Source organism: Microbulbifer maximicatervae (SeqCode) (assembly GCF_052467815.1).
Genome location: NZ_CP174326.1, coordinates 2,944,188 through 2,958,138 on the forward strand (window position 1 = coordinate 2,944,188; position 13,951 = coordinate 2,958,138).

Genomic DNA, 13,951 nt, shown 5'->3' on the forward strand with positions numbered 1-13,951 from the left:
CTAAACAGATCTCCCCAGATAAGAACGTGAACTTTCACTACACAACTGCATCATTTACTCTACCCGTTAGATCACACGGCTTCGGTGTCCTTGGCCACCTCGCCTCCAGGCCAAGCCTTATATGCTGTTTCTGTCCGTCAGCTCGTAGTTTTGCTAGCGGCTTCCTCCCCACAAGACCTCACGATGTTGCAGTTGCCATTCGCTAGTAGTTAGCATTTAATGGAATCCATTAAACGGTGATCTTCCTACAGGGGACTTTCACCCCATTAGTTCACGCCCATGCTGGGCGTACCAAGGCGCTCAAATACGTTCCGGCCCGTTGGGCCTCCACCGGACACAAAAGGCCGTGGCTCGTTTCACTCTGCCACAACCTTTTGTGCCGTTTAGCTTGGCGTTATGTGAGCAGGAAATAGAGCATATGGACATCGCGATACAAATGATTGATCAAGCTTGGCAATTACTTGTGCGTATTCCATTTTGGTTGTTGTTGTCCACACCATTGATAATCGCTCTCTACTTTTATGCAAAGAAAATCAGAAGCGTGCAGTGGAATATGGCAATAAAACTGTTGCTTTTTGTTCCACTTTCGGCCGTCTTACTTGCTCCAATGCCGGTTGGCATGTTCATAGCACTCGTGCCTAATGGTTTTTTGCTCTTTAGTGGCCTTGAGTACTACAGTAGGGTTTTTGCCTGGTGTGTTTCATCCATACTCGTATCAATGATAGTTTGTTACTTCGTAGGCAAGAAATACCTGAGACCCACATAACAAGTGACTATGGTTGCTCGTCAAGTTTTTAAGCCATACTTTCATCCCAGTAGGTGTTGTTTTTCACCATCGTATTCAGGATCGTAATCTGCTTTCTCATGTAGGCAATCAGAGCGACCTTTTTAGGTTTGCCAGCGTCGACTAATCGCTTGTACATCGGCTTTAGTTTGGGATGATGCTGTATGGCCGACATGATGGAAACAAACAAAACCGTTCGTACACGATGCCTTCCACCCCGAATATATCTCTTTCCCTGGAAGCTGCCGCTATCACGGTTCATCGGGGCGATACCGACAAGTGCAGCGATTTCTTTACGGTTCAATTTTCCTAGCTCGGGAAGTTCACTCATCAATGTATAAGCCAATACATTTCCAACCCCTTTAGCGCTCAACAATAGGTCCCGCCTTTGCCGCCACTCAGACACACTGTTAACCAGTTTATCCAGTTGCTTGTCGATACCTTGTAACTCTTTCTTGATGGTGTTTAGAATGGCCTGTATAGGTTTGTGCACTGATTTAGGCATCCTCTGAAGCCGATTCTTTTGCATTGTGCTCATCTCTAAACACTGACTTCTTACCGCCAGTAAGTCACTGATCTCCCTAAGTTTTTCTGGCTTTAGCTCCGATAGTCTTGGCTTTATGGCCTCACCAAAATGTGCAATATCCATTGCATCTAGCTTGTCAGTTTTGGCGAGGCGCTCTGCGGATTTGGCGAAGCTTCTTATCTGTGAAGGGTTGCAAACAACAACAGGTAATCCTGCTTTGTCAGCGGCGCAAACAAACTCTAATTCGAGTCTTCCTGTAGACTCTATTAATACTCTTTGAGGTTTAAGAGGTTGTAATTGTTTAATGGCATCCTTAATTCCATTTTTATCATTGGCAACACTAAAGAACTGGCCAGTAGGTCTCACATAAATATCGAGTTGTTTACTGCTGGTATCGATACCGACATTGATCTCTTGAGGTTCCATAAGATAAGCTATCTCCGCCTTGCTATTCGGGCTCGAGGCCCACATGACTATTCGAGTTATGCCTAGTGAGTGTCTGTCACGTTCCTACTTGTTAACGGTCTTTATAAACCGGCGCAGCAACGAACTGTGACAAACAAGGCCTTCGGTGGCCGCCGAAGGTGGGTCTCAATTTACCCGTTAGCGAAAAGGATTTTCAACATCAGAATCAGGCAAGAACAACCATACAAGCCGCAGAAATCGCTCCCTTTGGTCGCTGGGACAGCCAAAACGCTACGCTTATTTGTCTGCCCTTGTGCGGGGCGTAAAAGGTACGTCAATGATTAGAGCGATTCTCGTAATAGTTTCCCTAATCATAATATCGGGTTGTGTTGGTTTGGCTATTGGTACTTACGGGAAAAAAGAGTGGGCCAGAACAGAATTCAGTCTAGGGAATGAGAGAAATCAATTCTCTTTCGAAAAGAGAGATTCGCCTTACTCAGACCTTGAAATTATTGAACGTTGGGGAGATCCTGATTCTGTAGATCTGTTTGAGTATTGTAAGGTGCTTATTTATAAAGACGGAACATCATGGGCTGGTGCAGGAGCATTTGTTGGCGTAGTGCCAGTTCCGCTCGCGGTACCAACTGGAACGTATAAGAATCGCTTTTATCTTCGTAACAATGCAGCTGTTGGCTTAATTCAAGAGTACGGAGAAATAGATCGTGCTGTTGGCTATACATGTGGTAGCAATGAGTGCGTGGCTAGCGCTGGAGAAAAGGTAAATGAGTCTGAGCTTGATGCTAAAGTGGCAGTAACACAATGGTGTGCCAAGTCCCTTTAACAAACGTAGGTAGTATGTTTTCGGGCCTGCGCGGGATGCCCAGCGCTGTGCACATATTGTGCGCGTTGCTGTGTGCGTTATTTGTCACTTTAGGAGCTATCCATGATTTCTGAAGATTTCTCCGAAAGGATTGAGAGCTTTGATGAATGCTTAAGCCTGAAGCTCTCAGAAGTCGACAATATACAAGGTGGAGATTCACTCCTTTACCGAAAAATTCTTTATGTTTCATTTTTAGACTCACTGGCAGCGTGCGTTTATCCAAATTCAGGAAACAAGGTTAGGTTTACTGGACTTATCGATCGATTTTCTCATTAGCCTGATCGGGATAGGCTTTGTATCGTACACATCGCAAGGTTTTGTTCACTAAACTTCGAGCTTTAGCCAGGAAGGCTCAGGCATGAGTCACTCATAATGTTAAAAGAGTGGCAAAATGACTTAGACTACACAGGAATAGTTAGAGGCGAGAAAAACCCAACTTATAGCGATTTTAAGAAAATATGGCCAAAAAGAGCTAGCGAAAGTGGGCTGCCTTATCAGCTTTCCGATTTTAAATTAGTAAATCTGCTGTATCGGTTGAGAAATGTATTGGTTTATTAGTTCCAGTCTCCCGGCCGGGAATTAGGTCCCATATTGCCAGATTAGCATTTTTTCCAGTTGTTCAAAACTATTGATGGAAATCATAAGCTAATTCCTTTGCATTTTGAGTTAGTATATTCATCAGAGTTTTTAAGTGATCTATGTGGAAAAATCTTAAGGAATGTTGTTGCATATCTTAGGGAAAGCAATATAAATCCTTTCCCGAATCATTATTCAGGTGACTACTGGCTGTAGTATCTAAACAAATAACAAGCAGTGGCGGTCGGACCCAGTTTTCGCTCCTGTCTCGCTGAAACCTTCTCTCATTGAGTAGACGCTTGTCTACTCAATGGCGTAAGAAAAAAATAAATCAAGGCTAATAATTTTTTGGTGTTAAGCATTTGCAGTATTTTGCTAGAATAGGTAGGTACCCTTGTTAAGGATAAAAGATGAAATATGGAATGCTGATAGCCCTGGTCGGGGTTGTTACTATATCGGGCTACTTTATACTTGAATCAAATCAAGAGAGTAGAAATTCAGATTTTGATAGAGAGGTACGCAAACCTCGCGACTTCAGTGAACAGAAGAATACCTTGTCTAAAGGGGATAATCGTAAGATAACAAATGAAGAAGCGGGTCAATTAATAGTAATGGAAGAGGCTGGGATTGGAAAATCCGTTGATGAGGGCGAAGTGATGCCCCCAACTTTTGTCGATCGGCAGGAAGACGAGCACTCTCATGATAATGGCCATGATAGTGGTATAAAGTATTTGCTGACCATTAATAATGATATTAATGGTGAGTATACGCCTACAAACCCAGATTTCAGTCGTCACGGAACCCCCATTTCTATCAATGAAGAAAGCATTCGAAGCCTTAGAAAAAATGAACTACTAAATTTTCCTCTCGATAAAAACCGTACTCTTTTGGTCGAAAGTGTCGATAAGAAAAACAGTGGAGCCGTCAATGTCCGATTTTCAGTTGTGAATGAAGACAATATTTATCGAGGCTTTATTACTGTTGGCAATAAAGCTACCTTTGGCCGTATCATTACTCCGGAGGGAGGGTATGAGTTAGAGGTTGTTGATGGTAAGGGGTGGATTGTTAATACAAGTTATATTGATGACAAAATGCCAGAAGATGGTATCGATTACGTGGCACCAAGAAATTAAGAAATTATAATGGAGTAAAGTATATGAATAATAAAGTATGGTTAATTTGTCTTCTTGTTTTAGGTTTCTTTTGGGAGGAGTGTAGTGCTGACGAGGTCACAGTATTAGTTTTATATACAGAGGCAGCACAAAGCTCGGTTGCAGGAGGGGCTATTGAAGATAAGATAGATAGCTATATAGAAGCAAGTAATGATACTTATCGTGCTAGCGGTATTGACATTACTCTTTCCTTGGCAAGTGCACAGCTTATTACCAATGTTGACGATACGAGTACGAATAATACGCAAAACTATAGTTATGAAGATGCGCTAGATGACCTGACAGGTGGTTTGAGCCCCTTTCATAATGTCCCAAATTTGCGTAATACTTATGGTGCTGATTTTGTTGTTTTGTTGCGCGATACGGACAATGATTGGGGGGGGTACGGATGGGTTGATAATGATGGCGGCAGGAGTGATCTCGCATACAGTATCGTTCGCATCAAGAATCCAATGGAAACATTTACTCATGAAATTGGTCACAATATGGGGCTGGCTCATTCTCGCCGCCAGGTGGCAGACGGTGGTGTTCCTGGAATAGAAACATACGCCGCAGGCCATGGTCTGGATAGAAATTATCCGTCGGAGTTTGGTTTTGTGACGGTGATGGCATACGGGTCTGCTTTTAATGGCGCACCAAGGTTGGCACTTATGTCAAATCCTTCTATAAACTGTGATTCTGGTACTAGTGTTAGCCCATGCGGAATTATTGAGACAGATCCCGATGATGGGGCTAATAGCTCGAAAGTCCTCAATGCTAGAAAATCTATATATAGGAACTATCGTCTTGCCCCTACCGTAGCATCAGTATCATTTAATGATTCTAATCTATTATCTTGTTTGACCTTTTCACAATTTACTCTTATCCCGGTCTTTACATATCTGAATTGTGCAAACTTTAACATTGAATCTCTGGCTGGTTTAGAGGGTCTTACAGGCTTGACCTATGTAAACATACAAGATAACAATATCTACAGCTTGCAGCCATTGCTTGAATTGCCCAATCTTCAAACTGCTGTAGTTTCCGGAAATGATAATGCAATTTGTTCACAGCTAACTCTTCTTGAAGAAAAACTTGGAGCAAGTAATGTGATACGATCTGATGGATGTTTTCCATTGGCGGCAGTGCTCGTTTCTATAAACACTTTGTTGCTTTAAATCTTGCAGGAGATTGTAAGGGTGGCGTGTATGGTGCTGCAGTTTCATTGTGGCACTATAATAAATACATATACATATATTTTATGTGCAGATTTTTCTGCTTCTATGTCATAAATTAGAAGGTCTTATTTTTACGTAATAAATACAATCTCTTAATGTTGCTGGCAGGTCAATTTATAACTCAATAAATGGCTCATTTGGTGGTCATATATACCGTCCAGTTATTGATTAAGTTTTCGGGGGATTCGCTAAAATTTGACTCTGTATGTTTTTTACTTTATTAGATTTTGTGCGTTTATAGTGACCCACTAATCCCGAGTGCCAGTTTAGGTCTAATTGGGAAGTGGATAGGTATTTCTGATAAGAGAGGTTCTTTTATACGCTATAAATGGAGAAGCATTTAAGTGCTTCTCCATTTTAATAAAATATTATTGGTTTGCTCAAAAAATTTTCACGCAATAATATTCTGGTATTCAAGATTGTTTAGTTTGTTGATTTATAACATAGGGCTTATTCAATCCATACTCTAGTATAGACCCGTTTCTGTTCTGGAGTATCAATAAACCCATCCCGATCATGTAGGACTTTGGTGTTGTCAACAAACACCATGTCTCCAGTGCCCATATAGAAGCTTAATGTATTTTCGGCGCTGTTCAGTTCGTTGTCTAATATATCTAGAGCTTCGACTACTTCTTGTGATAAAGGCTTGTTCACGCGCTGATGGCCTTTCTCAATCCAGTACCGCATATAACGAATACTGAGCTTTTCGTTTGAATATTCGAAAATAGGGAAACAGTTCTCAAGTATGTTTTTTATGTTTTTGTCACTGCCTGGAGTAACTAAATCTCTAATATAATTGTTGTACAGGATCTCCAGTTTTTGTGGGGCAGCTTTTCTCAAGTTTTCATGAACTTGAGCCGCAGATACGATTTTTGATTTTCCACCCTCAACCGCTGGAGTAAGACAGCATAATCCAAGTATTTTGGGTTGCACGGTACGTTGTGAGCTATCAGTATGAACGCCAGTGGGTGCATTTGTTTGAGATACAGGAATAGCTTCGCTAGTGTAGTCTTTTCCTGTGTCGAGAATCCCATAAAGCCGACCATAAGTATCTATAGTATTGCCCATTGCCAGGCTAAGCTTTAGGAATAGTAGGTTAAGCGTTGGCTTACTTAATGATTCCTCGCCCTGTATCCATGCCACACCACTACCATGCTCTATTTCATATTTTATCTGGTTGGCAAGCTGGTCGAACTCAGGTGTGGCAACTGATTCTTGGGTCAGGTTATCAATCGGGCTGTTTTGTTGTTTGGCCCAGCTCTCCAAAGCCTCGACTTCAGATTTCCAGTTTGAAGGCCACAGAAACTTCCAGTTGGAAGTTGCGGTCATATCATTAGCAGTCCAGGCTTGAGCTTGAACTACTTCACTTGGGGCTAAGTTAGTCATTTACTTGCACCTTAAATAATACGTGTAGTGGATAGCCGGCTAGTGGTGAGAAAAAATCTGGATCTAGGTCGAGGTGCTCTTGAGTCACTGAAAGTTCTTGAACAGTTGGTAGGGATCTAAAGCCAGCTTGTGTGAGAGCTTCAAAATAGTGTGAAAAATTTTTATGCACGCATCGCACTGAAACTGGTTTTCCATCTCTGCGCCATATTTTTCCTTCAAATGTTTGATCTATACCATCTAGATAAGTCATGTTGCCGTGTTGAAAGTAGAACGGAGGAACTTCTTCCCTCATGAACGGAAGGCAAGGGTGAGGCACCGTAAAAATAAAGGTACCCCCTTTGTTTAGTAGATTCTTGACCTTGCTTATCACTTTTGTCATTTCTTCTATGGTTAGATAGTTGAAAAGAAATACAGCGATAGCATGGTCAAATTTATCTCTAGGGAATTCTGTAAATGTAACGGCATTTCCAACTGCATATTCTGCTTTCGTCAAATTTCCAGCAGAAGCTGTTTCCTTTGCCTGGGAAATCATCTCTGAAGAAGAGTCAACACCAAAGATTGAACCTGCTCCCTTATCGAGCAGCATTCTGGATACATAGCCTTCACCGCAGCCCATATCCAGTATGTTTTTCCCGGAGATATCTCCGATTGCCTCCAAAACTTTGGGGCGAGCGGTGAAGTCACTGAGTAGAATTTTCTCCGAGCGGTTCCAGCTGAGAGCTTGTTTGTTATAGATGGTTTCAGTTGATAGTGGTAAGTTCATCCCGAACTGCTCCTTCAATTTTAGGGATAAAGTATGCTATGCAGTGGTGTGTGTATTAGTGTTTACTACATGGCTGGTGAAATTTTAGGTGTTTTCGGCTTTAATTATTTAAGTTTAATTGCTGTTTTGATAAGGCTAGTGTTTTAAATATATAAAGTTAGTCGTTATCAGGAAATCCATTTGGTATTTTTTTTGTGTTCTGTAGCTTGTTTTGCGTGGGCATACTGGCAGTTTTCTATTGTTTGATTTTGTTGCTTGGTTGAGTATGCAAAGCTGGAGGAGGAGCCTCAAAGTCTTTTTGTTGAGATAAAATATTCATAGCTCATATTTTATTTATATTTTTCATGCCGCTCAGGTTAGCAGTACTGTTATTTTTAGAATTGATATATGTCAAATAAAACTTATTTTTTGGGGTTGAATTTAATGGATTAAATTCGCCTTAAGATGCTGTTTGGGTAGGGGGTAATGTAATCAGGAGTATGTTTTGGCTTGTTGTATTCAATTCTCTTAGGTTGGATTGCTGTGCTTGATTAACGGCGCCTCTAGTTCCCCATATTCTTGGCGTCTCGATACTTAGATTAATTTTTTAGGATATCTTTTCCTTGGCTAGTCTGATGTTATTGTGCTTTTGATTTTCTGGCGTCTAGGCATCTCGTTAAGCGTGATTTGATATGAGAGCAACCGCGATTGATTCGGTCGTTTTTTGCGATATTTTTAGTACATCAGCAATGCGTAAAGTTTTCTCGGATGAACAGCGTGTTCAGTGCTATCTCGATGTAGAGGCGGCACTGGCCAAAGTACAGGCCCGGTTAAAAATAATCCCTGCAGAGGCTGCAGAGGACATTACTCAACACTGTGATGCCAAACAGATAGATTTTGTAAAGCTTAAGGAGCAAACGGAGCTGATTGGTTACCCGGTGCTGGGTGTTGTAGAGCAGCTAGTGGCACTGTGTAGTCGAGATTTAGGTCAGTGGTGTCATTGGGGGGCTACTACTCAAGATATTACGGATACGGCAACCGTCTTACAGATTAGGGCGGCGCTTGAAATTGTTGAGACGGAGGTCAATAGGATTGCAGATGCTTTAGCGAGCCTGGCCAAGCGTTTCAGAGATACGCCTATGGTTGGGCGTAGCAATCTTCAACAAGCGGTACCTATAACGTTCGGCTACAAGGCGGCTGTTTGGTTGGCTGGTATTCATCGCCATCAAGCGCGCTTAAAAGAGATAAAGTCTCGGGCGTTTGTAGGGGAATTTGGTGGTGCGGCGGGTAATCTTTCTTCCCTGGGGCATCAGGGGCTAGAAGTTCAAAGAGGAATTATGCAGGAACTCGATCTCGGAGTCCCTTGTATCGCCTGGCATACGATGAGAGATCGGATTACCGAAGTGGCTTGTCTATTGGGGCTGATTACTGGCACCTTGGGAAAAATTGCCCTCGATATAAAACTAATGGCGCAAACAGAAGTCGGGGAGGTGGCGGAGCCCCTTATATCTGGCCGGGGAGCGTCTAGTACAATGCCCCAAAAGCACAATCCTCTATCATCAGTTCTTATCAGCGGTACTGTCCCAGTGGTTAGACAGCAGGTTGCCTCTTTGCTGGAAGCGATGGTTGAAGACCACGAGCGGGCTACGGGCCCGTGGGAGATAGAGTGGATTGTTCTGCCGGAAATATTCTGCCTCACTGCATCGGTATTATCCCAGGCACGTTTTGCGCTAGAAGGACTTCAGGTATTTCCGGAAAAAATGATGCGAAACTTGGAAATGACTGGAGGTTTAGTGCTCTCTGAGGCTGTAATGATGGGACTGGGACCGAAACTGGGGCGTGAGAATGCCCACGATTTGGTTTACCAGATTTGCTGCCAGGCAATGGAGACGGGGCGTCCTTTTTCTGACTTGTTAAAGGAAGATAGACAGGTGTCGAGGGCTCTCTCTGATGCGCAGTTAGATCAACTTCTTGACCCTCATAACTATCTTGGATCATGCGGGGAGATGGTTGATGCAACGCTTGCTGGAAAAGAGTGCTGACTCAGTAACCTGCTGTTGCCCAATTGTCACTGCTAGCTTCTGTGGTTTGATTCCTGTGTCCGCTGCTCTTAATGCAAACTCTCTAAGATTAGAGTCTAAATCTTTATCTTGGCTGGTTTTTATTTTTTTCAGTCAACTATTTTTTTAAATAGATACCTGAAGAAAATTTAGGTTATTTATTTAAAGATAGGTATTCTATAGCTGGAAGAAACTTAAAAGTTAACACAATCAAGAATCGATGCTTATTACTTGTGGTGTAACATATACAGTGATTTAGTCGATTCATGTTGTATTTAAGTGGTGATCTGAAGGGTGGGGTGATGGGCAGGTTTAAATTGGCATTGGCACAGTTGCCGTCAGAGAAAGGAAATATTGAACGCAATATTGAGTCACATATCCATGCTGTAAAAGTCGCAGTAAGGAAAAAGGCCTCTATTGTGGTGTTTCCCGAGCTTTCATTAACTGGTTATGAGCCGGATCTGGCTGAACAATTAGCGGTTAAGATCGACGATCCACAGTTAAGCCCTCTAGCGGAGGTGGCAGCTGACAGTGGTGTTTGGCTAGTTGTGGGTGCGCCTATTCGTCAGAAGAATGGTATTGCGATCGGTTCGCTCGTATTTTCTCCTCAGGGTGAGATTTCTGTTTATTTGAAAATACATTTGCACCCAGGAGAAGAAAAATGGTTCGTTCCCGGATCTGAATATCTATCACTGAACATCGAGGGTGAGACCGTAGCTCTGGCTATTTGTGCAGATGTGTGTAACCCAGGTCATGTTGCCACCTATGAAAAGCAGGGGGCTTCAGTTTATGTGGCAGGGGTATTGATTACTCCGACGGGATACCCGGAGGATAGTCAACAGTTGGCAAATTATGCTTTAGAGCACAATTTATTGGTGGCTATTGCGAACTTTAATCAGCCGACAGGTGGTTATTCCACAGCCGGCTGTAGTGCAGCTTGGAGCCCCGAAGGTGAGATTGTCAGCGCGAGTGATACAGCCAGCCAACTAGTTTGTGTTGAGCGCGATGATGAAGGGTGGTGTTCGGAGATTGTATCTCTTTAATTGTGCAGCTCTATAAATGGTAGTGGCCAATAGCTCCCTTCATTGACTCGCTTCCAGCTCTGCTACTAAAGCTGTCACCAATCCGGCTGCGGGCAGGGCTCGTGCGAGAGGGGCTCCTTGTCCGGCCCATTGAACGGCATATTCGTCATTGCCCGCTTTTGCAGCTGCTTGAGCCAGGGCTTTGCCCGCGGAGTAAGCGATCGGGTAATCCGGCAGAGGGGGAGCGCCCTTATCTAGTGCTTTATAGAATTGGTTACTGATACCGCGAGCGGGGCGCCCGGAAATATTGGCGGTGATCTCTGTGTGCTGTGCGCGTTCACTTTGTAAGGCGCTACGGTAGCTGTCGGAGGCCGCAGACTCCGGACAGAGGACAAATGCAGTTCCCATTTGCACTGCACTGGCCCCGAGAGAGAGTGCAGCGCGAATGCCTGCGCCATCCATAATGCCACCCGCAGCAACGATTGGTAGGCTACTGTGGCAACACAGCAATCGCACCAAGGCCAGAGTTCCAATTTCCTGGTCGCCCTCTGGGTGGAAGACCCCCCTATGCCCACCGGCTTCAATACCTTGGGCAATTAAAACATCGATACCAGCATCCTCAGCCAGTTTGGCTTCTTGAGGAGAAGTTGCCGTGGCCATCAAGATAATCCCTGCACCTTTGAGTGCGGCGATAAACTCTTCTGACGGTAGGCCAAAGTGGAAGCTGACAACCGGTGGCTTTTGCTCGAGCAAAACTTCCAGCATGGCCTTATTGCCGATAAATGTTGAGTAGGGTTCATTGATCAGCTTGGGAGCGGGTGCATCGAAGGCGGCAAAATGTGGGGCGAGATGGGAAAGCCAGGCTTGCTCCCGTTGGGGATCTTTTGTTGGGGGCTGGTGGCAAAAGAGGTTTACATTAAAGGCGTGCTCGGTCTGGTCGTGAGTACAGCGAATTTCATCTGCGGCTTTTTCTACTGAGCAGGCGCCGAGTCCAAGTGAGCCGAGTCCTCCTGCATTGGATACAGCGGCGGCGAGAGCGGGTGTGGATACCCCGGCCATGGGTGCTGCAAAAATGGGATGGGAAATTCCGAGTTTTTCGAGTAATGGATTCATGGCCCTACCTGTGAGTTGCGCTCCCCTTCTGGGCCACCTTAGTGCAGATTGTGCGAGGTAGCTATACCTCGCAGGCGTTAGTGCTGCAAAAGTTTTTGGGGAGCGCGAACAGCAATCCTAGGTGGATTGCTTACAGGTGCAGGTTGAAACCGATGTATGGGCCTTTGATTTCAATATCGCTCTGCAAGTCGTCGAGCTCTTCCAGATCGAGGGTCATTACGCGGTAACCAGCTTCGATAGCAAAGTCGACAGCCGGTACAAAATCCCAGCGCACTTTAGCTGTCAGGTCGGTATGGGTGTCGCCACGGTAGGCCGTTGCATTGCCTTGGGCAATTACAGACCAGCCGGTAAATGGAAGATCAAAGCGCGCCATGCCATAGGCCATTGGCAGGTAGCCCGTGAGGTCGACAGTCTCTGCTTGGGTATCGCTCACTGCGGTAAATTCACCGTCATACATACGCGCGGTCAAACCGACATCCAGGTTTACCCAGTTGTCCAAAATTTCGTAGTAAAGGGTGGCGTCGGTATGGGTGAGGTTCAGATCTGTGCGGATTTCTGAATTGGCAGTGAAGGTTTCATCATCAAAAGTAACGGAGGTGGCCAGGATATCGTCACCGTCGGAATCGATATTGCTGTGGGCCAGAAGCACATTGGGCACCAGGGGAATGGGGTGTTCCAGGGCAACCTGCAGGAAGGTAATGTTATCTTCCGAGAGGGACAGGTTATCCAGCTTGTATTCGTCGGTACCGATATTACCGCTATAGCCTGGCAGCCATGCGCCGGCAGTAGCATCAAGGCCGAGGATAGTATCTGCGCTTGCGGTGCCGCAGGCGAGGAGGGTACTCAAGGCAAGTGCGGATTTCTTCATTGACTTCACTCCGTGATGAATTTGTCGCGGAGTTTACAGATAAATTTTTCCCGTGCCGTGGCTAAGTTGCACATTTTTACAAATCTTTAACCTTTTGCACTGGTAAAAATGGTGCGTTTGGGTATTGCCTGTTAGTAAATTGGTCGCTTTTTTCCTGCCTCACTAAATAGCTGCTTCGAACAACATCTGTTGTAGCGCGCTGGCGGGATTACTCAATGTTCGGCCTCGGTGACTGATCACGCCAAGGTTTCGCAGTACTTGCAGCTTTTTGACTGGCAGCACTGCCAGGCTGCTGTCCACCAATGTGTGGGGCAGAACACTCCAGCCGAGACCGACACAGGCCATCATCTTTATGGTTTCCAGATAGTTGGTTGCCAGCTTCGCGGTGAGTTTTAACCCCTGGGCATCAAACTCTCTTTTGATCAGGCGCCCGGTATAGGTATTCATATCCGGCAGTATGGCGGGATAGTTGGCGAGGTCGGTGAGTTCCAGTTCCGGCAGCTTTGCCAGGGGGTGATCCGGGGCCGCCACCACAACACAGGGGTCAGGCCAGATCACTTCGGCATTCAGGTGCGGATACTCCTTAAGTGCCAGGGTGACCACAGCCAGTTCATATTTAGCGGCCATCAGGGCTTCGTAAGCTTGTTCTGAGTCGACAAAATCGATGTCCAAGGCAACCTGTGGGTAGCGAAAGCTGAACTCTTTCAGCACTGGAGGTAGATGATGTAGACCCACGTGATGGCTGGTGGCGATACGCAAGCTGCCGCTGACCGAGTTGCTCAATGCGCGCAATTCCCGCTCGGTGTCGCTGATTTCATTAAGTATATGGCGGGCGCGGGGCAGCAGGGCGCGGCCGGCATCGGTGAGCTGCAATCGCCGCCCAATACGATCGAACAGCGGGGAGCCCAGTTGCTGTTCCAGGGCGGCCAAGCGCTTACTCATGGCGGGCTGGGTCAAGTGCAGTTTTTCAGCGCCTTCAGATACAGAGCCCTGTTCGGCGATAGCCAGAAATGCCCGCAGCCACTGTAGTTCCACGCTGTTTCCCCTGAGCTGGTTTGTCAATAAAGGCTCCGATTGAGCCCCTGTATAAATGGCAGGGACGCCAGAAGATGGATCTTACCTCAGCTTGGCTTTCGAATTCCATTTAGGAATACCTTGGATAATAAATATAAATTGGTGTTATTTGGTGGGGCTGGGTAG

At 45.1% G+C, this 13,951-nt stretch carries 14 protein-coding genes; 8 read left to right on the top strand and 6 right to left on the bottom strand.

All coding sequences use genetic code 11. The features are described 5' to 3' along the window. The first annotated feature begins 346 nt into the window (after positions 1-346). Positions 347-766: a hypothetical protein gene (locus tag ACJJIW_RS12800; protein WP_282931852.1), complete on the top strand. Its 420-nt coding sequence runs from the start codon at positions 347-349 to the stop codon at positions 764-766. 28 nt (positions 767-794) lie between these two features. Here the strand turns inward: ACJJIW_RS12800 and ACJJIW_RS12805 are convergent, their stop codons facing one another. Then, a complete protein-coding gene (locus ACJJIW_RS12805) occupies positions 795-1,736 on the bottom strand; it encodes an IS110 family RNA-guided transposase (RefSeq protein ID WP_282931853.1) in 942 nt (313 codons plus the stop codon). Positions 1,737-2,052: 316 nt separating this feature from the next. Here ACJJIW_RS12805 and ACJJIW_RS12810 point away from each other — a divergent pair, with 316 nt between their 5' ends. From ACJJIW_RS12810 to ACJJIW_RS12830, 5 genes are all read left to right on the top strand, one after another. Next, a complete protein-coding gene (locus ACJJIW_RS12810; RefSeq protein WP_444935376.1) occupies positions 2,053-2,556 on the top strand; it encodes a hypothetical protein in 504 nt (167 codons plus the stop codon). Between the two features lie 102 nt (positions 2,557-2,658). Further along, positions 2,659-2,871: a hypothetical protein gene (locus tag ACJJIW_RS12815; RefSeq protein WP_282931855.1), complete on the top strand. Its 213-nt coding sequence runs from the start codon at positions 2,659-2,661 to the stop codon at positions 2,869-2,871. Between the two features lie 96 nt (positions 2,872-2,967). Then, positions 2,968-3,153 carry a hypothetical protein gene (locus ACJJIW_RS12820; RefSeq protein ID WP_444935377.1) on the top strand — a complete coding sequence of 62 codons (186 nt, stop codon included), beginning with the start codon at positions 2,968-2,970 and terminating at the stop codon, positions 3,151-3,153. Positions 3,154-3,581: 428 nt separating this feature from the next. Next, positions 3,582-4,304: a protease inhibitor BamI-like protein gene (locus tag ACJJIW_RS12825; protein ID WP_444935378.1), complete on the top strand. Its 723-nt coding sequence runs from the start codon at positions 3,582-3,584 to the stop codon at positions 4,302-4,304. 23 nt (positions 4,305-4,327) lie between these two features. Continuing rightward, positions 4,328-5,500: a M12 family metallo-peptidase gene (locus ACJJIW_RS12830; RefSeq protein WP_444935379.1), complete on the top strand. Its 1,173-nt coding sequence runs from the start codon at positions 4,328-4,330 to the stop codon at positions 5,498-5,500. Between the two features lie 510 nt (positions 5,501-6,010). Here ACJJIW_RS12830 and ACJJIW_RS12835 read toward each other — a convergent pair. Beyond that, a complete protein-coding gene (locus tag ACJJIW_RS12835; protein WP_444935380.1) occupies positions 6,011-6,946 on the bottom strand; it encodes a TauD/TfdA family dioxygenase in 936 nt (311 codons plus the stop codon). Further along, on the bottom strand, positions 6,939-7,709 hold the full coding sequence (locus ACJJIW_RS12840; protein WP_444935381.1) for a class I SAM-dependent methyltransferase: 771 nt from the start codon (positions 7,707-7,709) through the stop codon (positions 6,939-6,941). The genes ACJJIW_RS12835 and ACJJIW_RS12840 overlap by 8 nt, the downstream gene beginning before the upstream one ends. A 671-nt stretch (positions 7,710-8,380) precedes the next feature. On the opposite strand from ACJJIW_RS12840, the gene pcaB reads away from it, so the two are divergent. Together pcaB and ACJJIW_RS12850 are read left to right on the top strand one after the other, a co-directional pair. Then, positions 8,381-9,730 carry a 3-carboxy-cis,cis-muconate cycloisomerase gene (pcaB, locus tag ACJJIW_RS12845; protein ID WP_444935382.1) on the top strand — a complete coding sequence of 450 codons (1,350 nt, stop codon included), beginning with the start codon at positions 8,381-8,383 and terminating at the stop codon, positions 9,728-9,730. 320 nt (positions 9,731-10,050) lie between these two features. After that, the gene (locus ACJJIW_RS12850; RefSeq protein WP_444935383.1) at positions 10,051-10,791 is read left to right on the top strand and encodes a carbon-nitrogen hydrolase family protein; all 741 of its coding nucleotides are present in this window, start codon (positions 10,051-10,053) and stop codon (positions 10,789-10,791) included. 39 nt (positions 10,792-10,830) lie between these two features. Here ACJJIW_RS12850 and ACJJIW_RS12855 read toward each other — a convergent pair whose 3' ends face one another. From ACJJIW_RS12855 to ACJJIW_RS12865, 3 genes are all read right to left on the bottom strand, one after another. Continuing rightward, positions 10,831-11,883: an NAD(P)H-dependent flavin oxidoreductase gene (locus tag ACJJIW_RS12855; protein WP_444935384.1), complete on the bottom strand. Its 1,053-nt coding sequence runs from the start codon at positions 11,881-11,883 to the stop codon at positions 10,831-10,833. A gap of 130 nt (positions 11,884-12,013) precedes the next feature. After that, positions 12,014-12,751 (bottom strand): TIGR04219 family outer membrane beta-barrel protein, encoded by a 738-nt coding sequence (locus ACJJIW_RS12860; protein WP_444905933.1) that lies wholly within the window; start codon positions 12,749-12,751, stop codon positions 12,014-12,016. Between the two features lie 162 nt (positions 12,752-12,913). Continuing rightward, the gene (locus ACJJIW_RS12865; RefSeq protein WP_413664945.1) at positions 12,914-13,786 is read right to left on the bottom strand and encodes a LysR family transcriptional regulator; all 873 of its coding nucleotides are present in this window, start codon (positions 13,784-13,786) and stop codon (positions 12,914-12,916) included. Positions 13,787-13,951 lie beyond the last annotated feature (165 nt).